Here is a 19,337-nt window from a genome sequence, read left to right as displayed (position 1 = left end):
GCGTAAATTCAGTCATATCCGGGGCCGCTACCGGCACCACGTCGTCAGAACTTGTAGCGAACGCCAAACACATTGGCATTCGTCGCGCCCTTCATATTGCCCAGCGTCTTGCCGCCGCCGGAACGGTGGTGAAGCCGCCAGAAGAACTCCGTCGAGGATTCTTCGCTGAAGGAAACGTTGATTTCCGGGCCGAGGTAAAACAGGACATTTGCGTTGCCGTTGTCCTTGATTTCTTCTTGCCTCTCCCGCCCCGGCTGCGCATCCGAGACGAGGCTCAGACCCGCCGTGAAACTCGGCGAAACGAACAACCGTTCCCCGAGCCTGATCTTGTCATAACGCGCGACAGGCCCCGCCCAGACTTCACCGGTGAAACCCTTGCCAAATCTGACGGCAACGCCGACTTCACCGCCCAGCTTCACATTGCCGATGCGATAGGGATAGAACTGATAACCGCCACCCAGAATGGCGTTCTTCTCATAGTCGACCGGAATGAGTGCTGCGCTTTTCAGCATGTCTTCCGTGGTGAGGGCGCCGCCAAAACCGAATATCGCTTCGCTTGTCTCCGAGCCCATATCCTCCGAAGAAAGAGACGGCGTCGCGACCAGGGCAATCATGGCTGCCAGTGACAGACTTGGTGCGATATTCATTTTGCTACTCCTGAACATGGCCGCTTTTATCCGCCCTCATAAGGGTATTCACGTAAGGCGAACATACCCTTACCGAACACAATTAATTTAACACATTCGGAAATGGGCGAGAAAAGTCGTCCACCGTTGCCGTCGTGGGGGCATAGGTGAAACAGAAAAAGGCCGTGGATGAAACCCACGGCCTTTTGCATTCAGCAGTCCGGCGAAGCGAGCTTACACCGCGCGAGCGCGCTTCACCTCCACCTGCGTCCATTCCGGCAACCAGTCCCGGTGCGCGACAAGCAGATCATCCACAAGCGACCAGATCTGGTCGAGATCGAGTTCCGCTGCCGTATGCGGGTCCATCATCGCCGCGTGGAAGATATGCTCGCGGTTTTCGCTCATCAGCGCCCGCACCGTCAGCTCCTGCACGTTGATGTTTGTGCGCATCAGCGCGGTCAGCTGCGGCGGCAATTCCCCGATGAAGGTTGGTTGCACGCCGTTATGATCGACAAGGCAGGGCACTTCCGCAGCGCAATCTGATGGCAGCGAGGTGATGCAGCCATTGTTGCGCTGGTTGCCGTAGATGACAGACGGTTCGCCGGTCCAGACCGAGTTGATGATTGAGGAGGCATATTCCTTGGATTGCTTAACCTCGATCTTTTCGGCTGAGCGATAGGCCGCCGCCTGCCCCTTCCAACGCTCGATCTGTTCGATGCAGCGCTTGGGATATTCATCGAGCGGAATACCGAGTTTCTCGATCAGGTCCTCGCGCCCCTCCTTGATGAAATAGGGTGTGTATTCGGCGAAATGCTCGGAGCTTTCGGTGACGAAGTAGCCGAGACGCGTCAGCATCTCGTACCGCACCTTGTTGGGGCAGCGCGGGTTCCAGCCGGGCTTCGGCGCACGGCCTTCGCGATAGCCGCGCACGAGATCGGGATAGAGGTTCTTGTAGCTGCCATCAGGCTGGCGGTGCTCAAATTCCAGGAAAAACGCCATGTGGTTGATGCCGGCCGAACGATAGCGGATTTCCTCATAGGGAATATCGAGGTCATGGGCGAGTTCCATGGCCGTGCCCTGCACCGAATGGCAAAGGCCGACCTGCCGGATGGTCGGGTATTTTTCCGCAATCGCCCAGGTGTTGATCGCCATCGGGTTGACATATTGCAGCATGATCGCATTGGGGCAGACGGCGAGCATATCCTCGCAAATCTTCCACAGATGCGGCACGGTGCGCAGGCCCCGCATGATGCCGCCGACACCAAGCGTATCTGCAATGGTCTGACGCAGGCCATATTTGCGCGGCACCTCGAAATCGGTGACTGTGCAGGGCTCGTATCCGCCGATCTGGAAGGCGACGACGACGAAATCGGCACCGGCGAGCGCCTTTTTCTGGTCTGTAAAAGTCTCGGCTTTCGCCTTTGCCCCCAGCGTCGAAATCAGCTTGTTGACGACGATGGCGCTTTCTTCCAGCCTTTCCCGGTTGATGTCCATCAGCGCGATCGTTGCGCCTGAAAGGGCTGGACGTTGCAGCACGTCGCCGATGATGTTCTTCATGAACACCGTGGAACCTGCGCCGATAAATGTGATCTTGGGATCTCGTACCATATTTGCCTCCGGCATCTTGAACTATGCGATTTCAAAGGCGGCCCGGACGAGCCGCTGGGTGTATTCGGTTTTCGGACGGTTCAGCACCTCCTCGACGGGGCCTTCCTCCACGATCCTGCCGCGCTGCATGACGATGACGCGGTGGCAGAGAGCGCGAACGACCTTCAGGTCGTGCGAGATGAACAGGTAGCTCAAGCCCCGCTCGTCCTGCAGCTTGCGCAGCAGGTCGATGATCTGCGCCTGAACGGAAAGGTCGAGCGCCGAGGTTGGCTCATCGAGCAGGATGAATTCTGGCTCCAGCGCGACTGCACGCGCAATGGCGATGCGCTGGCGCTGGCCGCCTGAGAACTCGTGCGGGAAACGCGAGAGGATGTTGCCGGGCATGCCTGCCGCTTCCAGCGCGTCGCGCACCCGCTCCAGCCTTTCGGCCTTGGTTTTACCAAGCCCGTTGATAACCAGCCCTTCCTCGATGATCTGGCCGATGGTCATGCGTGGATTGAGCGAGGCGAAAGGGTCCTGAAAGACGACCTGCATGCGAGAGCGCAGAGGCCGCATTTGAGACCGGGAGCGGCCGTCGACCCTCTCGCCATCGAAAATCACCTCCCCGGCCACCGGCTCGTTCAGCCGCAACAGGGATTGGCCAAAGGTCGTTTTGCCAGACCCGGATTCGCCGACAATTCCCAGCGTTTCATGGCGCTTGAGGGTAAGACCAAGATCGTCGACGGCAACAAGTTCCTTTAATTCCGGCTTGAACAGGCCACCGTAGCGCATCATGAACGACACCCGCACGCCATTCGCCGTCAGCAGCACACCGGAATTTTCCGGCAATGGTTTGGCGGTGCCATGCGGCTCGGAAGCAAGCAGCTTTCGGGTATAGGGGTGCTTCGGCGCTGCAAACAGCCGCTCAGTGGTGTTGTGCTCACGCATCTCGCCATGCTGCATGACGTAGACGTAATCGGAAAACTGCTTCACGATCGTCAGGTCATGGGTGATGAGCACCACGGCCATGCCGCGCTTCTTCTGCAGATCGCGTATGAGGTTGAGGATCTGCGCCTGTACTGTCACATCCAGTGCTGTGGTGGGTTCGTCGGCGATCAGCACATCCGGATCGTTGGAGAGCGCCATGGCGATCATGACACGCTGTCGTTGACCGCCGGAAAGCTGGTGCGGATATTGCTTCAGCCGCGCCTCGGGTTCCGGAATCTGCACCTGCCGCAAAAGATCGAGCGCCCTTGCCTCGGCCTGCTTCCTGCTCAGCTTCGAGTGGACGCGGATCGCCTCGACGATCTGACTGCCGATCGTATAGATCGGGTTCAGCGAACTCATCGGCTCCTGAAAGATCATCGAGATACGATTGCCGCGCAACGCCCGCCGCTGGCGACTTGAAAATTTCAGGATGTCGTCGCCGTTGAAGCGCACGGTCGCGGTTTTCGAAACCGAGGCCCGCTTCGTCAAAAGCCCCATGATGGTGCGGGCGGTCACCGATTTTCCCGAACCGGATTCGCCAACGATGGCGATCGTCTCCCCCCGGTAAAGCTGGAAGGAAATGTCCTTCACTGCCTCCACCGTGCCGTGCTCAACCTTGAAAGTCACGGCAATATTGCGTGCATCGATGATGGCCTGGTCGTTTCGATTATCAGCATCGAAGCGGATGGCAGGGGCGTAGGTGTTCTGTGCAGCAACCATGTTACGCACCTCTCAATAGGGATCGACAGCATCGCGAAGGCCATCGCCCAGCGCGTTGAAGGCAAAAACGGTGACCAGCACAAAGCCGACCGGCGCAAGGATCCATGGATAGGAACCAATGACTGAATAGGTGGCCGTATCCTGAAGCATCAGCCCCCAGGAGATCAGCGGCGGCTTGACCGCGAAACCGAGAAAGCCAAGGAAGGATTCGAGCAGCACGACGCTTGGAATATGCAGCGTGACGGCAACGATCACATGGCTCATCACATTCGGCAGGATGTGCTGGAAAATGATGCGCCGGTCGGTGGCGCCGACGGCAATCGCGGCGCGGACATAATCGATACGCGCCAGCGCCAGCGTCTTGCCGCGCACTTCGCGAGACATCTGCGCCCAGCCGAGCGCCGACATGACGCCGACCACAAAGAGGAGGAAAACAGTCGTCGGGGCGGTGACCGGGATAAGCGACGTCAAGGCGAGATAGAGCGGCAATTGAGGAAAGGCCAGAACCACTTCCACGAAACGCTGCACCCATGCATCCAGCGGCCCGCCGAAATATCCTGAGATCAACCCGACGCTGGTGCCGATGACGGTAACGATGGTGACGACACTGAGCGCGATGGCAAGCGAGATGCGCGAGCCATAAATGGCGCGTGACAGCACATCGCGTCCGAACTTGTCGGTTCCGAGAAAATGCACCGGCTGCCCGTCCGTGGTGCCGAAGAAGTGCCGGTTTGCCGGGATGAGGCCGAACAGCCGATATTCCGCGCCTTTCACGAAAAAGCCGAGATAAAGCGGATTGTCGTAATCCGGGCCGACGATAGGCTGGAAGGTCACCGGATCGAGCTCGTCCGTTTCAGCGGTGGCATAGACCCGAGGGAACAGGCTGATATTGCCGTCCTTGTCGGAGAACCGCACCACCTGCGGCGGGGAGAAACTGTCATTGGTTTCAAGCGGGTTCATCGGCGCGAAGAAATCGGCGAAGACTGAGATCGTGATCAACAGCACCACCAGCACCAGCCCCACCATGCCGGTGAAAGAGCGTCTGAGGCGCCGCCACACCAGAGCGAGATAGGTCTCGTTACCCTGAACACCCCGCTCGGGCTTCGCTGCGGCAGCCGATTCATTCTTGAGTTCGTCAACGGCCACCATCTCAAGCCCTCCCGAATTCGCGCACACGCGGGTCGAGCATGGCGAGCAGCATGTCGGCGATGATGTTGCCGATGATGAGCGTGGCGGCCAGCACCATCATGAAGGTTGCGGTGACATAGACATCGCCGACCGCCATGGACCCGACGATGGCGGGACCGACGGTCGGCAGCGCAAAGATGATCGCAGTTTCGATTTCGCCGCTCAGCATATAGGGCAGCACGACGCCCTGATACATAATGAGCGGATGCACGGCGTTCGGCACGGCGTGGCGCATGATGACCGCGCCTTCCGAAAGGCCCTTGGCGCGCGCCGTCTCCACATATTGGGCGTTCAGCGTGTCCAGCAGATTGCCGCGCATCACCCGCATATTATAGGCAAGTCCACCGAAAACGGCGATGGCAACCACCGGCCAGACATGGCTGACGAGATCGACGAACTTCCCCCATGACCATGGCGCACCGCCATATTGCGGCGAAAAGAAGCTGCCGATTTCCGACACGTCGAAATGAAACACCATCAGGTAAACGAGGATCAGCGCCATCAGGAAGCGCGGAATGGTCATGCCGAGGAAGGCGACGGTCGAAAGCAGATTATCGATCCAGGAATATTGTCTGGTGGCAGCCCAGATGCCGAAACCGATGCCGAGAAGCGATGAAAGAATGTGGCAGACAAGGGCGAGTGCGATGGTGCGCGGCAGGCGTTCGCCGACCACATCGGCAACCGGCTTGTTGTAATAGAAGCTGTAGCCGAAATCGCCGCGTGTGATGATACCGCCGATCCAGTTGAAATATTGCACGACGATCGGCTTATCGAGACCGTGTTCGATGCGGTAGGCCTGCGCCTGCGCTTCCGCCTGTTCGAAGGACGCACCGCCCTGGTTCATCAATTGCGAGCGGATGTAGTCAGCATAGTCGCCGGGTGGCGCCTGAATGATGGCGAATGTCACCACGCTCAGGATAAGCAGCACCGGAATGGCGGAGGCTATGCGTATTGTCAGGAATCTCAGCATCGAACGGGTATCCTCCGCTTGGCTAGTCCGTGTGTCTCCGGCCGCGCTTCACGCGCGACCGGTACCGGGTTTTCTCCGGGAGGAGTTCTAGTTGATCGGGCCGCCCTCACCCGGCTTGCCGGGAAGCTGCTCGGGGAAAAGCTCGTATTTGCCCTGCTTGTCGGCCGCGACCCAAAGGCGTTCGCGGATGATGGCGTCTTCAGCCCAGTTGAACATGAAGATCGGCGTACCCTGCGGCACATTCGAGAACCGCTTGTTGACGATGAGCGCGCCGGGATATTCGGTAAGCCCGATCGTGTAGAGGTTCTGCGTGTAGACCTTCTGATATTGCTTCATCAGTTCCGCCCGCTCGGCATTGTCCTGCGAGGAGATGAATTTGCGCACGATATCGGCCATCTCCTTTTCGAACGGCATCAGATCCAGTTCCTTGCCTTCAGGTGCGCGATGGTTCCAACTGGTGCGCGGGCCAACGGGTGCCAACTGCTCGGTATTCTGCACCACGGACGAAAGCTCGGTGGAGTTGCGACGCACCAGCCAGTCGAACTGACCGCCATAATGGGCCGCATCGCGCTGGTTGGAATCAAGGCTGTTGATGACGAGGCGAAGGCCAAGTTTCGCCATTTGCCCGACAAGGCCTTCCGCGATGCTCTTGTCCGTTGTGTAGCCGTTATTGACCAGAAGAATGATCTCGACGTTTCGTCCGCCCAGTGTCTCCTTCGGGAAGTTCAAGAAGCCGTCGCCATCGGTGTCCTTCAGGCCGATTGATGCAAGGGCGGCTTTCGCTTCCTTAAGGTTGAAGGGGTAATAGACCGTGGAATTGCGATCGTAAAAACCGGTGCCCGAGGAAATGCCACCCGGATAGATCGCCGTGAACGGGCCCTTGACGAGCGAGTCGCCGATTGCCTTGCGATCAAGGGCCGAGGTCACCGCCTGACGGAACACCTCGTTGCGGTTCAGCTCGCGAATGGCCTGCCCGCGCTCGTCCGGATTGCCCCAGCCATTGGCGGAAAAGTTCATCTGCAGATTATAGCCGATCAGGCGTGGCCCGAAGGCAAGGCGAGCCGGCGCATTCGGGTCAGCTGCGCGTTTCAGCGAAGCGACGAAATTCTCCGGCTGCTCGAGATTGGAGAAATCGCCCGATCCCGCCACAGCCTGCACATCGCGATCGGCCCAGGTGGAGAGCTTGTAATGAAGCTCGTTGAGATAAGGCAGCTGCTGGCCCTTCTCGTCGACCTTCCAGTAGTATGGATTGCGCCTGAGCACGATGATGTCGTCGGGGCGATATTCCACCGGCACCCAACCACCCATGACAGGCATGTTCATATATTCCGGCGGAAAGGCGTTCTTGAACTGGTTATAGGTGTTCTTGGAATATTTCGGGTGCTGTGGTTTCAGAATATGCGCCGGTCCGGGGCAGAAGCTCGGATAAGCCATGGTATAGAGATATTGCTTCGGGAAAGCGGTCTTGAAAGTCCACTCCACCGTATAGTCATCGATCTTTTTGAGCGTGGTGCCTTCGCCGAAGGCTTCAGGCGACGCGCCGCCGCCGAGCGGCGACACGTTGGGATCGAGAACCGCGTCTTCCCAGTAGAACATGACGTCATCGGCGTTGAACGGCTCACCGTCAGACCATTTGGCACCCTTGACCAGATGCATCGTCAGCTTGTGGCCATCCTGCGACCATTCCCAGCCTTTGGCGAGATTGGGCAGCGGTTCGGTGTCCTTGGCATTCACCTGAAACAGCGGCGCTGTGCGCGTCAGGCATTCGGAAAGCGCAATATCGATGCCGCCCCAGCCCTGGCTCTGGCCGGCAATGTAGTTCCAGCCCTCGGGCCGTCCGCCGATCACATGGCGCATCGTATCGCCATAAACGCCGATGCCATCCACCATGTTGCCGGTCTTGTAGACCAGCGGCTCCTCAGGCAAGCGTTCCTTCAAGGGCGGCAGCTTGCCTGTCTTCTCGAATTTTTCGGTGATCCAGTCTGGCTCGCTGTAATCAGGCAGGGCCTTGAATTCGAGGATCGAGTCGCGCGCCACATAATTGATCTTGCCTTCCGCCGGAAACTGCGGCGGCTCCGGCGGCGTGGTGGTTTCGAAGGCGTTCGCACTGAGTGCGATCATCGAAACACCAAGACCCAATGCCGAGATGATACCGATCTTGCGTTGAAGTTGCATCGTCATTCCTCCCAAATGGCAGCTCTTCGACCGCCCACCCTCTGTTGTCGCGATAGCCACGGCGGCGAACTCCCTTTTCACCACCGGCCTGTTCCCATGCCTTTTCCTTCAAACGGCCTTTTTCAGCGCCGATTTCTCGGCCCGTAGTTCCTCGATTGAGCGCACATTGCGGCGCGCCGCACCCGCCCAGTCGCGGGTCTTGACGGTGGATTTCGCAAGCCGCTCCTTGGCATCAGGCACGGCATCCGCATATTGCGGCAGCCAGCGCGCCTGTGCGACGACCATCTCGTCCACCATCTGCCAGACCTCCTCCGGAGTGGCGACGGCGCCGACTAGCGGGTCATGCAGCACGGCAAGCTTCAGAAGATCGATATCGCCGCTGACCGCCGCATGTACCGACATGCGCTGCACGTTGATAGACGCCATGCAGGTCGCCGCGCAGGCTTCCGGCAGCGTGATACCCGAGACCATGTTGATGCCGAAACGATCCACGAAACCGGGCGACTCAATGATCGCGTCAGAAGGAAGGTTGGTTATGACGCCATTGTTCTTGACGTTGAAGTGGCCGCGATAGACACGCCCGGTTTCAAGCGCTTCCAGAATGTGGCTCGCATGTTCGTTGGAGCGCTTCTCCGGTTCGATGGGCTTGGCGGCTGACGCCAGGAACTGCGGGAATTCCGTTTCGAACCAGTTCCGCGTCTCGGTGGAGTGACGCAGATAACCGCCGGTTTCGCCGTGAATCCAGTCCGACATATCGATCCAGCGAGCGATTTCATCCGGGCGCTTGCGGTACCACGGCAGATATTCGGACAGATGGCCGTTGCTCTCCGTCGAATAGACACCGAAGCGCTTAAGCACGTCGATGCGCAGCTTTTCCTGCTGTGAAAAAACCGGATGCGCCTCGAAAGCGGCGACCAGCTCTTCTTTGCCGATCTTGCGGCCATTCAGCCTCAGATCGATGAACCATGTCTGGTGGTTGATGCCCGAGCAGATGTAATCAAGTTCGGACGGGGATTTTGCGCCGAGAATTTCAGCGATCTGCTCCGCACCGTGCTGCACACCGTGGCAAAGACCAACCGTATCCACCTTGCCGTATTCGATGGCTGCCCATGTATTCATGGCCATGGGGTTGGCGTAATTCAGGAACTTGGCACCGGGTTCGGCAACCTCGCGGATATCCTTGCAGAAATCCAGAATGACCGGAATGTTACGCTGGCCATAGAGAATGCCGCCGGCGCAGATGGTGTCACCGACGCACTGGTCGATCCCGTATTTCAGCGGAATACGGATGTCGTCCGCATAGGCTTCCAGACCGCCGACCCGCACACAGCTTATGATGTATTTCGCACCCTCAAGCGCGCGACGGCGGTCGGTATGCGCCGTCACTTTCACCGGAAAACCGTTGGCTTCCACGACCTTGTCGAGGATCGCCCTGATCATATCCAGATTGTGCTGGCTGATATCCGTCAGCGCGACCTCGATGTCGCGAAACTCCGGCACGCACAGGAGATCGGTGAACAGTTTTTTCGTGAATCCGACGCTTCCGGCGCCGATTATAGCGATTTTGAAACTCATAACGCCACCTCTGTTGCAAATCGAACGGGTGAAACGGGCCAAACGATCATAATAAGGCGATGCGAGAATATACCTGTAAGAACCCCGGAAAACCGGCACTCCTGAAAAATTCTCCGCAACAATATCGCGCTGGCTGTCTCCTCGGTTCGGGATTATGCGTATAATGACGAGCGGAACCAGAGAAGGATTATGCTTTCATGGGTAATTTTGTGCTGCGCGATTTGATCGATCAGGGGCCGGGGATGCGGACCGTCTCGCTGCCCCGCGGCCGCCAGACCCTGCACACAATGCCCACCAGCAGCGGCTATGAAATCCGCAGCAGTGGCAATTATGACTGGGACGGACGAAAGCGCGGACAGACACCATTCACTGTGCTGCAATATTGCATTGGCGGACAGGGAAACCTTCGTTACGAGAACCGTCATTACGTGGTGAAGCCGGGCGAAACTCTCCTCCTGCTCATCCCGCACAATCATCGCTACTGGCTGGAAGCGGGAAAGCAATGGGAGTTCTTCTGGATCTCCATGAATGGCGAAGAGGCGTTGCGCATTCACCGCAATATTCTTGCCGTCACCGGGCCGATCCTCAAGCTGCAACAGGAAACCGTCGATCATCTCGCCCATTGTTGCTCGCGCCTCGTCAACGGCGCGGAAACACCAGGTGCGGCCTCCGCCGTCGCCTATGAAGCGGCGATGACGCTTTATGACGACGTGTTCGGCTCGCATCCCTCCTTTGGCGGTGAATATCGCACCATGCAGCAGGTGCTGAGCTATATAGACGGGCATCTCGGAGAGCGTCTTTCCGTCAGCGATCTTGCCGCCGTCGCCGGCCTCAGCCGTGCGCATTTTTCCCGCATCTTCACGGCAAGCGAAGGCCTGCCACCGGCCGAATTTGTATTGCAGCGACGGTTGAGGCGGGCAGCCAAGCTTCTCACCACAGCCGAAAACATCCCCATCAAGGAGGTATCCGTGCTATGCGGCTTCGAAGACCCGAACTATTTCTCGAAGGTCTTCCGCAGGCTATATGGCATCAATCCAAGCGAATTCCGCACCACAGGCATGTATGCGAGCGTTCAGCAGAGCAGATCGTAAAAAACAACTTCGTTTTGCCACGTTTCAGGCGATTAAGAATTGGCCATACAGCCCCTTTTGGAGACCGAATGAGGTGAACAACAAAATCAGGAAGATCCTCATCTTTCCGCTTCGGGCAATCATCGTGCTTGCCCTGATCCTCGACGGCATTTTTCGCCCGCTCTATCGGCCGATCATCAAGGCGATATCCAGACTGACATTCATCAGGAAACTGGAAAGCCGGATTGGCGGATTGCCGCGTCTTGCCATTCTTCTTTTGCTGGCGGTGCCATTTGCCATCGCCGAACCGATGAAAATCATCGGCCTGCTCCTCATCGCGCACGGCACCGTCAAAATGGGAATTGCGCTGACGATCCTCGCTCACCTCGCCACATTCCTGATTGTCGAGCGCATTTACCACGCCGGTCGGGAGAAGCTCCTCACCTACGCCTGGTTCGCATGGATCATGAGATATGTGCGCTTTGCCCGTTCGTTTTACGATCGCTTCAAGCGCGCGACACTGGGCTGGATCCGGCTGAGCGTTCTGGCGCGTCAAAGATAAAAGCGGCACTTCTCACCGCCGGCCGCGCAACTTCTTCAAAAGATATTCCGCAAAGGCGGTTGCCTGCAAGGAGACGAGAATGATGGCAATGCCAAGAACAACACGGGCTTCGGGCACCTCGTCAAACAGGAAGTATCCCACAGCGGTCACGAACAATATCGACAGATATCCGACGGGCGCCAGAACACTGGCGTCAGCGATGCGATAGGCCCGCAGGAAGCAATATTGCCCCATTTGCGCAAGCAGTCCGATGGCGAGCAGCGCCACCCAGTCGAGCGGCATGACCGGTTTCCACGTCCAGATCGCCGGAACGGCGGTAATGACGGCAAGACCCACCGTGTAGAACACCATCATGACAGTGGTGTTTTCCTGCCGCAGCGCCCGGGTCTGGATCACCGCAAGCGCGCCGAACACGACGGAGACGAGGACGACGAGCACGCCTGCGTTAATCTCCGCGCCGCCCGGCCCGATGACTACAAGAACGCCAACAAATGCGAGGCAAGCGCCGACCCAGCGATATCGGCTTACCTTTTCACCGAGAAAGACAACCGCCATGGCCATCGTCACCAGCGGGCGTGAGAAGCCGACAGCATTGACGGTGGCGAGCGGCAAGAGGGTGATGGCGACGAAGTTGCTGGTGAGTGCAATGGCGTTGCAGCAGATTCGGAAAAGGTTACGCCAGGGATATTTGACGCGCGCCATTTCCCCCCGGTGTCGCCAGATAAGCGGCAGGATGAAGATCAGGCCGATCATCGCTCTTATGAAGACGAGCTGAAATGCCGGATAGGTCACACCCTGCGCCTTGACCAGGGCCGTCATTCCGCCCGAAACGAGGGCCATATCCATGAGCAGCCAGCCGATGCCCGCGCGAGCATCGTTTTCGCGCGGGTTTTTCTGTTTTTCACTCTGGTCCTGGCCATTCACGCGGGTTGCGCAAGGTTTGCCATGAGGCGGAATGCCCCCGGCACCAGCTTGTCCATCTGGTGGTGCAGCACGAGGCTTGTATGCGTATGCCGACCCCTGCCAATGGCTGCCGAGACCAGCGCCCCCTTCAGAGGCTGTTCATCGACATCGTGCATAGCGAGCAGGGGTTCATAAGCATCATCCCAGCGCGCAGCGAAATAGAGCCCTCTCTCCTTGTCCCAGCCCGTCCAGTCGGCAGCACCGATCGTGTTGGGCCCGACAAGCAATGGGTGATCGGGCAATAGCACCGTTACCTCCGCATTTGGGTCCGTCACCCGCCAACGCAGGGAAGGCTTACCGATCTCAAGCCGCCTGACGGGCGTCGTCTCGGGATTCCATCCGTCGGTTGGACGGTGATAGAGCGTGACAAGATGGCCGCCCTCTTCGACGAAGCGGTGAAGCCTTTCGGTTGCCGCAGCCAGATCCTTGCGAATGCCGAAGGCAAAGATGCCCACAACAATCGTCGTGAAGGACGAGAGATCACCGCCAAGCGCCTGCGCATCGAGTTCGGTGACATCAAGGCCCATGCGCGAAAGCCATGACCCGACCCGGTCGGCACCGCCGGAGATATAACCGACGCGCGCCCCCTCGGGCAGCTTGAGATCGAGCGAGAGGATTTTCAGAGCGGAGGGCGCCAGAAACCGCGCCCGGCCTATATGCGGATAAGCGATGGGCGTGATCTGGAAGGCAGGTTGCGAACCGACAAGCGCTCCGATCTGGGCAAGGCCGTCCGCTGCCTCACCGGTACGTTCGGCCATCCAGTTATTGCCGGTCTTGCGCAGGTTCCAGCCACCCGTACTCCTGAACGACAGCGGTGCATCGGCACCCTTTATGTGTGCCTGAAAAACATGGGAATCCTGCCCCTGTCCAAGTGGAACCAGAAGCGCATCGGGCGAAATCGTCAGCGACTGCGCCGGCGTCACGAAAAACGGCTCCTCCAGATCGAAAGCGGCCGAAACCTCCCTGCCCCCAATCCTTACGGACAGGCGCACCGAGGCATGACCATTGCCGCCTGAGGCTTTCCAGTCGGGCTGGTAAAGCCCGGAAACGGCCGCGTCCTGATCGGCGGCAAGTGAGAAGACCATTGTCTGGCCACGCGACTGAACCGAAGACGATACGCCAGCCGGAAGGACCGGGGTAACCTCGACGTCAAATTCAGCCGCCTTTCCCGCGAGTTCCACATAGAGAGATGACGTCCCACCCGGAACGATCTCGGCTGGCTCGGCATAGGCCCGCTCGAAAAGATCGAGTGCCGTCAGGATAGCGGCATCGACCTGCGCCCGTTTGCGCGCGATCCGGTGCCCATGCAACTCCCTGAAGTCCGGCGCTGCGACCTCGTCGACCTCTTGCAAAAGGGTTGCCGCCGTCAGAAGTGAGGCCGTAATCCGCTGCGTGTCGGGAAAGGCATCGATTGCGTCAGTGATTGCCTGTTCGGCCGCAACCAGCGCCTTTGCCAAATCGGCGGTAAGACCCGGAAAAGCCGAGAGATCAGCCAGCGACGACGACAGGCTGTCGAGGATCGAGCTTTCCTCACCGACTGCGACGTTGGAGAGTTCCAGATGCAGTGGCCATGCTTCCTGCGCCCGCTTCGGCCAATGCCCCATTCCCTGTGAGGCATGATAATAGCGCGACCATTCGCCGATGCGGTCATATTGCGCGCCGGTTGCCCGCTCCTTGCCCACCGCATTGACTGTCAGCGTCGTTTCCGGCGGAGGCACCTCGTCATCATAGGTGTCACCACCACCAGACCATGCAGGAAGATAATATTTGGCCACCTTCCACGGCTTCAGCCCCTCGGAGAAATGCTCGGGATAGGCGGCAGGATCAGCCGCCAGCGCGATTGCGCTTTTCGCCGCGCGCGTCATGGCGCGGTGATGCCCGTGTTGTCCCGGCACATCGAGAAATGTCGGAATGACGATATCAGGCCGTTCCTTTCGATAGGCGCGCACCAGCCGCTCGACGATGCGCTGCTGCCCCCATCGACCGAAGGTCTGGTCGCCATCCTTGGAGAAGCCGAAGTCGTGGATGATATCCACCGGGCCATGGCCGAGCCAGCTTATGTCCGCATCGATGATGCGGGCCGCCTCCTCCAGCTCCCGCGACCGGATGACACCAAGCGCGCCCAGCCGCTCCGGCCCAAGCGCATTCTGCCCGCCTTCACCGCGCGTCGAGCAGGCGATGATGATCCGCATGCCCAGTTCCATCCGGAAATAGGCAAGAAGCCCGTTCTGCTCGTCGTCCGGATGCGCACCGGTGTGCATGACGGTGACAGTGGATTTCAGTGCGCTCAGTTTACGGTGCAGACGCACGAGCCATGGATCGGCCATCTGCCGTTCGATGCGCTCCCGGGGGTTAAGCATGGGCGGTCTCCTCCAATATTCAGCCGGGCACCTGCGCTGCGGCGCCCAGGGACGTCTCAAGTTTTGGTGTGACAATGTCGAACAGCGGCAAGGCGGCAGCACCAAGCGCCGCCGTCAACTGTCCGGACTTGCCGTGGATGACGCGCGGCAACTCTCTTTGCCGCCGGCTTGCAACCGAAGTCGGCAGATGCCCCATCCGCGCAATGATCTCGCTGATGATGTTTTCAGGCAGCGCACCGCCGAGAATGACCGTCTGCGGATCGAGAATGTTCTCGAGCATCGCCACCATGGGCGCCAGATGGACGGCCGCCTCGTCGATCCATTCCATCACGACCGGATTGCCCGCGCTGAACAGGGCTTCAAGATCATCAAGCTCCGTGTCCGCAACACCGGCGCAGACGAGCTTTTCCTTGAGCACATAGACGGAAGCATAGGCCTCCAGACAACCTCTTTGCCCGCAAGACGGGCAAGGCCTTCCCTTGGGCGAGACCGTCACATGGCCGATTTCGCCGGCGTTGCCGAAAGCGCCGCGATAGGGTGAACCATCCTGGATGATGCCGAGACCAATGCCGACGCCGAAATAGATCATGCAAAAATTCGGGATAGCCAGCCCTGCACCGAACAGGCGCTCGCCGACGGCAGCCGCCGTCGCATCGTTTTCCACCACGACCTGTTGGCCGCAGGCATCGCTCAGCATCTGGCGGGCATCGATACCCACCCAGCCAGAAAGCGTCGTCGGACCGACAGAGGTCATGCCGTCAATCTCGAAAGGCCCGGGCATGACGACGCCGGTACCAAGCAGCCTGCACCCGACATTCTTCGCAACCGCTGCATGTTCCGCCGCAAAGGTTTTGAGTATGGCGTCCGGCGTGGTGTCCTTGAGCGGGGTAACGCGCTGCGTGCGCAACACGCCGGCCAGATCAAGACCGACGGTGACCATATGGTCTGCGGCAATCTCCACCCCGATCGTTGCGCCACCATCCGGGTTGACAGCAAACTGTATCGGCGGCTGGCCCCTGCCGGTGCGCCGGCGACCAAGCTCTTTCAGGAGCCCCTCGCCCACCAGCTCATCGACGATATTGGCGACCGCCTGGGGTGTGAGATGCGTGATCTTGGCTAACTGGGCGCGACCGAGCGAGCCGTGCCGCCTGACGATGTCGAGTACGACTCGCCTGTTGTGTTCGCGGCTGCGCTCAGGATTTTTTCCGATTGCTACGGGATAGGTATCCACCGTGTGCACCGTCATCTCTTCAACTTCCCGTCCGTTAGAAAATTCATAGCGTCGAAGTGAGGATAAGCGCAATATAATAATTCAAGTAAATTATGTTATTGACAAATGCTCGCCTTCAGAGAACCGTAGAGAGCGACCGGGGGTCAGAATTGCAAGGGGCGGAACGCGTAAAATCCCGCTGCCGGCAAATCGATGAGAGCGCGCGAAAGCGCGGATAAAGGGAACGATCACTCCGCATCCGGAAGACCGGGCGGAGAAAATGGAGGCTTACATGCGCAGGGCAACTTTGTTCGCCGGCTTGGTCGCCGGTTTCAGCACATTTGCATTCAACGCCGCGCAGGCGGTTGAAATCGAATATTGGCAATATGTCTTCGACACACGCGTCAAAGCGATGGACGAGCTTATCGCCGAGTTTCAGAAGGCCAATCCGGATATCACCGTCAAACAGGTGACCTTCCCTTATGCCGACTACCAGACGCGAGTGATTGCCGCCAACATGTCCGGTAAAGGCCCTGACGTGATGCAGCTCTTCTACGGCTGGCTCGACAAGTTTGCAGCCGGCGGTATCTTGCAGCCGCTGCCGACAGACGCTTTCCCGCATGACAAGATCGAAAGCGAATTTTTCCCCATCGTCGGCGCCATGAAGCGCGGCGACGATTATTACGGCCTGCCGACGGCGGTTCGCTCGCTCGCACTTTTCTACAACAAGAAGCTCTTCACGGAAGCCGGTCTCGACGCCGCCAATCCGCCGAAGACGCTGGACGAATTTGTTGCCGCGGCGGAAAAGATTGCCAAGCACGATGCCGCTGGAAACCTGACCGTTGCAGGCTCCACGCTCGATATGGGCGGTCAGGACCACCAATGGTGGCGCGAAGTTCTTATCCGCCAATATGGCGGCGAGCCCTACACCGACAACGACCAGAAAGTCACCTATGACAGCGAGGCGGGCATCCAGGCGCTGAAGTTCTATACGAGCCTGCAGCTTGAAAAGAAGATCGGTCAGGTGGGCTTCATGGACGAAGGCCAGGCTGCCTTCCGTGCGGGCAAGGCAGGCATGACCATCGACGGCACGTTCAGGCTTGGATCTTTCAGAACCATCAAGGACTTTGAGTGGGGCGTGACCGAGCTTCCCACCAACGACAAGAATATCCGCTCCAACTATGCCAGCTATTTCGCCAATGGCATCAGCGCCAAGACAACCGGTGAAGAACTGGAAGCATCGAAGAAATTCCTCGCTTACATCTCCTCACCGGAAGCGATGGCGATCTGGCTGAAGACGGTTGGCGAGTTGCCGGCGCGGCGATCTGCGGCGTTGACCGAAGAGAACCTGAAAGACCCGATCTATGCACCGTTCCTGAAGGGTCTCGAATACGCCCATACGACACGGTTCATGGATGAGGCAGCCCAGCGGCAGAACGCCATCGACATGACGAACCGGATTTTGCTCGAGGGTCAATCCGTCGAGGAGTCCATCAAGCAGGCCGCCAGCGCCGAGCAGGAAATCATCGACGCGGCCAAACCGTAAAACCGCAGGTCCAATCATGACAGCGATCGATCAACAGGGGGCGGCATCCGGCCGCCCCGGCGGCTCCTTCGGGGATCGCTTTTCCATGCGCACGAAGCGGCTTGTGTGGATCTGGAGCTTTCTGGCTATCCCGATCCTGTTTTACAGCATCATCCGTTTTTACCCGACGTTGCAGGCCTTCTGGTTGTCCTTCACCAACTGGGACCTGCTGCGCCCGGCAAAGTTCATCGGCGTTGCCAATTACGTCAAGCTGTTCAAGGATCCGCAATTCTGGAAGGTTTTCAAGAACACCTTCACCTATCTCATCGTCGGCACGCCCATCAGTCTGGTTCTGGCTTTCGTCATCGCCTTTTATCTGGATCGGGTGCGCATCCTGCACGGTTTCATCCGCGCGCTTTATTTCCTGCCCTATCTGACGACGGCAGCGGCAATGGCATGGGTCTGGCGCTGGTTCTATCAGCCGCCGCCGATCGGCATCATCAACGACGTGCTTGGCATGATCGGAATTCCGCAACAGCCGTTCATCCGTTCTACCGATCAGGCGCTTTATTCGGTCATGGTGACGTCCATCTGGGCGGGGCTTGGTTTCCAGATCATCATCTTCATGGCGGGCCTGCGCTCCATTCCGACGACATTTTATGAGGCCGCGCGCATCGACGGACTTGGCGAATGGGCGATCCTTCGAAAGATCACGCTGCCGCTCCTGAAACCAACTACCGTTTTCCTGGTCGTCTTCTCCTCAATCGGGTTCCTGCGCATTTTCGATCAGGTCTACAACATGACCACCAACGATCCGGGTGGACCGCTAGGCTCAACCAAACCGCTGGTGCTGATGATCTACCAGACCGCGTTCAATTCTTATGCGATGGGTTATGCCGCCGCGCAGACGGTTGTCCTGTTCACCATTCTTCTTGTCGTGTCGCTGGTCCAGCTCTGGGTTCTGAGGGAAAAGAAATGAGCGAAGCGTTGCCACTCTCCCACGCCCGCGTCCGCCCCGGCCGCATCCTTGCCTGGACGCTGCTGTTCATCGGCGGCCTGATCATGATTTCGCCGCTGCTCTTCATGTTTTCGACCTCGTTCAAGACCGCGGATCAGGTCTATGATCTCAGGCTCATTCCCGCAGCACCGACGCTTGCGAATTACATGACTGTCATGGCCGACGGCCGTTTTCTCCGCTGGTTCTTCAACTCGATGTTCGTTGCGGTCATCGTCACCGTCTCCAACTGCTTCTTCGACAGTCTGGTCGGTTATACGCTGGCCAAATTCGAGTTTCGCGGTCGCTACTTCATCTTCCTAGCTATCCTTTCCACACTGATGATCCCGACCGAAATGCTTGTTATCCCCTGGTATCTGATGTCCAGCCAGCTTGGCTGGCTCGACAGCTACTGGGGCATCATGTTCCCGGGAATGATGACGGCCTTCGGCACCTTCCTGATGAAGCAGTTCTTCGAGACGGTTCCGAACGACTTCCTGGAGGCAGCGCGTGTCGACGGGCTGAACGAATTCCAGATCTGGTGGAAGGTAGCCCTGCCGCTGGTGACGCCTGCCCTTTCGGCGCTTGCGATCTTCACCTTCCTCGGCAACTGGACAGCATTCTTCTGGCCCCTGATCGTGACTACCAGCAAGGAGCTGTACACGCTGCCCGTCGGCCTATCGAGCTTTGCGGTGGAACAACAGATCCAGTGGGAAATGATCATGACCGGCGCTGCCATTGCGACCATCCCAACCCTTATCGTCTTCATCGTCCTGCAACGCTACATCGTTCGCGGTGTGATGCTGGCAGGCCTGAAAGGATAAC

At 58.6% G+C, this 19,337-nt stretch carries 15 protein-coding genes; 5 read left to right on the top strand and 10 right to left on the bottom strand.

Going from position 1 to position 19,337, the window contains the following annotated elements:
* Positions 1–44: 44 nt before the first annotated feature.
* The 7 genes from ACQZ45_RS15265 to melA (ACQZ45_RS15235) form a co-directional block, all read right to left on the bottom strand.
* Entirely contained in the window at positions 45–647 is a 603-nt protein-coding gene (locus ACQZ45_RS15265) for a hypothetical protein (RefSeq protein ID WP_448742342.1), read from the bottom strand.
* A gap of 213 nt (positions 648–860) precedes the next feature.
* Positions 861–2,234, bottom strand: a complete 1,374-nt coding sequence (melA, locus tag ACQZ45_RS15260) for an alpha-glucosidase/alpha-galactosidase (RefSeq protein WP_065688631.1) — start codon at positions 2,232–2,234, stop codon at positions 861–863.
* A gap of 21 nt (positions 2,235–2,255) precedes the next feature.
* A complete protein-coding gene (locus ACQZ45_RS15255; protein ID WP_111828774.1) occupies positions 2,256–3,920 on the bottom strand; it encodes an ABC transporter ATP-binding protein in 1,665 nt (554 codons plus the stop codon).
* 12 nt (positions 3,921–3,932) lie between these two features.
* Positions 3,933–5,069, bottom strand: coding sequence for an ABC transporter permease (locus ACQZ45_RS15250; protein ID WP_013761093.1), 1,137 nt, complete (start codon positions 5,067–5,069; stop codon positions 3,933–3,935).
* A gap of 1 nt (position 5,070) precedes the next feature.
* Positions 5,071–6,078 carry an ABC transporter permease gene (locus ACQZ45_RS15245; protein ID WP_448742341.1) on the bottom strand — a complete coding sequence of 336 codons (1,008 nt, stop codon included), beginning with the start codon at positions 6,076–6,078 and terminating at the stop codon, positions 5,071–5,073.
* Positions 6,079–6,165: 87 nt separating this feature from the next.
* Positions 6,166–8,253 (bottom strand): ABC transporter substrate-binding protein, encoded by a 2,088-nt coding sequence (locus ACQZ45_RS15240; RefSeq protein WP_065688565.1) that lies wholly within the window; start codon positions 8,251–8,253, stop codon positions 6,166–6,168.
* 108 nt (positions 8,254–8,361) lie between these two features.
* A complete protein-coding gene (gene melA / locus ACQZ45_RS15235) occupies positions 8,362–9,828 on the bottom strand; it encodes an alpha-glucosidase/alpha-galactosidase (protein WP_065688630.1) in 1,467 nt (488 codons plus the stop codon).
* Positions 9,829–10,025: 197 nt separating this feature from the next.
* Between melA (ACQZ45_RS15235) and ACQZ45_RS15230 the strand changes: the two genes are divergently transcribed.
* Together ACQZ45_RS15230 and ACQZ45_RS15225 are read left to right on the top strand one after the other, a co-directional pair.
* Positions 10,026–10,919 (top strand): AraC family transcriptional regulator, encoded by an 894-nt coding sequence (locus tag ACQZ45_RS15230; protein WP_013761096.1) that lies wholly within the window; start codon positions 10,026–10,028, stop codon positions 10,917–10,919.
* 73 nt (positions 10,920–10,992) lie between these two features.
* Positions 10,993–11,460 carry a hypothetical protein gene (locus ACQZ45_RS15225; RefSeq protein ID WP_065688564.1) on the top strand — a complete coding sequence of 156 codons (468 nt, stop codon included), beginning with the start codon at positions 10,993–10,995 and terminating at the stop codon, positions 11,458–11,460.
* A 12-nt stretch (positions 11,461–11,472) separates the two neighbouring features.
* Here the strand turns inward: ACQZ45_RS15225 and ACQZ45_RS15220 are convergent, their stop codons facing one another.
* The 3 genes from ACQZ45_RS15220 to ACQZ45_RS15210 are packed head-to-tail and all read right to left on the bottom strand — an operon-like array spanning position 11,473 to position 16,029.
* Positions 11,473–12,384, bottom strand: a complete 912-nt coding sequence (locus tag ACQZ45_RS15220; protein WP_448742340.1) for a DMT family transporter — start codon at positions 12,382–12,384, stop codon at positions 11,473–11,475.
* On the bottom strand, positions 12,381–14,783 hold the full coding sequence (locus tag ACQZ45_RS15215) for a PIG-L family deacetylase (RefSeq protein ID WP_448742339.1): 2,403 nt from the start codon (positions 14,781–14,783) through the stop codon (positions 12,381–12,383). Before ACQZ45_RS15215 ends, ACQZ45_RS15220 begins: the two co-directional genes overlap by 4 nt.
* 19 nt (positions 14,784–14,802) lie before the next feature.
* Positions 14,803–16,029, bottom strand: coding sequence for an ROK family transcriptional regulator (locus ACQZ45_RS15210; protein ID WP_013761100.1), 1,227 nt, complete (start codon positions 16,027–16,029; stop codon positions 14,803–14,805).
* Between the two features lie 244 nt (positions 16,030–16,273).
* Here ACQZ45_RS15210 and ACQZ45_RS15205 point away from each other — a divergent pair, with 244 nt between their 5' ends.
* The 3 genes from ACQZ45_RS15205 to ACQZ45_RS15195 are packed head-to-tail and all read left to right on the top strand — an operon-like array spanning position 16,274 to position 19,336.
* Positions 16,274–17,539 (top strand): extracellular solute-binding protein, encoded by a 1,266-nt coding sequence (locus tag ACQZ45_RS15205; RefSeq protein ID WP_019566690.1) that lies wholly within the window; start codon positions 16,274–16,276, stop codon positions 17,537–17,539.
* Between the two features lie 16 nt (positions 17,540–17,555).
* Complete coding sequence (locus ACQZ45_RS15200; RefSeq protein ID WP_004431252.1) at positions 17,556–18,497, top strand: carbohydrate ABC transporter permease; 942 nt, start codon at positions 17,556–17,558, stop codon at positions 18,495–18,497.
* Positions 18,494–19,336, top strand: a complete 843-nt coding sequence (locus ACQZ45_RS15195) for a carbohydrate ABC transporter permease (RefSeq protein WP_019566689.1) — start codon at positions 18,494–18,496, stop codon at positions 19,334–19,336. Before ACQZ45_RS15200 ends, ACQZ45_RS15195 begins: the two co-directional genes overlap by 4 nt.
* The last annotated feature ends 1 nt before the right edge of the window (position 19,337 follow it).

The sequence above is a fragment of the Agrobacterium sp. 16-2014-1-2a genome (genome assembly GCF_053522705.1).
The sequence above is the reverse complement of the archived record's forward strand: the minus strand, read 5'-3'. Positions and strand labels throughout refer to the sequence as shown.

Coding starts and splice junctions, on each gene's coding strand:
- melA (WP_065688630.1), bottom strand. CDS start 9,828: ATGAGTTTCAAAATCGCTATAATCGGCGCCGGAAGCGTCGGATTCACG.
- ACQZ45_RS15205 (WP_019566690.1), top strand. CDS start 16,274: ATGGAGGCTTACATGCGCAGGGCAACTTTGTTCGCCGGCTTGGTCGCC.
- ACQZ45_RS15255 (WP_111828774.1), bottom strand. CDS start 3,920: ATGGTTGCTGCACAGAACACCTACGCCCCTGCCATCCGCTTCGATGCT.
- ACQZ45_RS15210 (WP_013761100.1), bottom strand. CDS start 16,029: ATGACGGTGCACACGGTGGATACCTATCCCGTAGCAATCGGAAAAAAT.
- ACQZ45_RS15265 (WP_448742342.1), bottom strand. CDS start 647: ATGAATATCGCACCAAGTCTGTCACTGGCAGCCATGATTGCCCTGGTC.
- ACQZ45_RS15215 (WP_448742339.1), bottom strand. CDS start 14,783: ATGCTTAACCCCCGGGAGCGCATCGAACGGCAGATGGCCGATCCATGG.
- ACQZ45_RS15245 (WP_448742341.1), bottom strand. CDS start 6,078: ATGCTGAGATTCCTGACAATACGCATAGCCTCCGCCATTCCGGTGCTG.
- ACQZ45_RS15250 (WP_013761093.1), bottom strand. CDS start 5,069: ATGGTGGCCGTTGACGAACTCAAGAATGAATCGGCTGCCGCAGCGAAG.
- ACQZ45_RS15240 (WP_065688565.1), bottom strand. CDS start 8,253: ATGCAACTTCAACGCAAGATCGGTATCATCTCGGCATTGGGTCTTGGT.
- ACQZ45_RS15200 (WP_004431252.1), top strand. CDS start 17,556: ATGACAGCGATCGATCAACAGGGGGCGGCATCCGGCCGCCCCGGCGGC.
- melA (WP_065688631.1), bottom strand. CDS start 2,234: ATGGTACGAGATCCCAAGATCACATTTATCGGCGCAGGTTCCACGGTG.
- ACQZ45_RS15195 (WP_019566689.1), top strand. CDS start 18,494: ATGAGCGAAGCGTTGCCACTCTCCCACGCCCGCGTCCGCCCCGGCCGC.
- ACQZ45_RS15230 (WP_013761096.1), top strand. CDS start 10,026: ATGGGTAATTTTGTGCTGCGCGATTTGATCGATCAGGGGCCGGGGATG.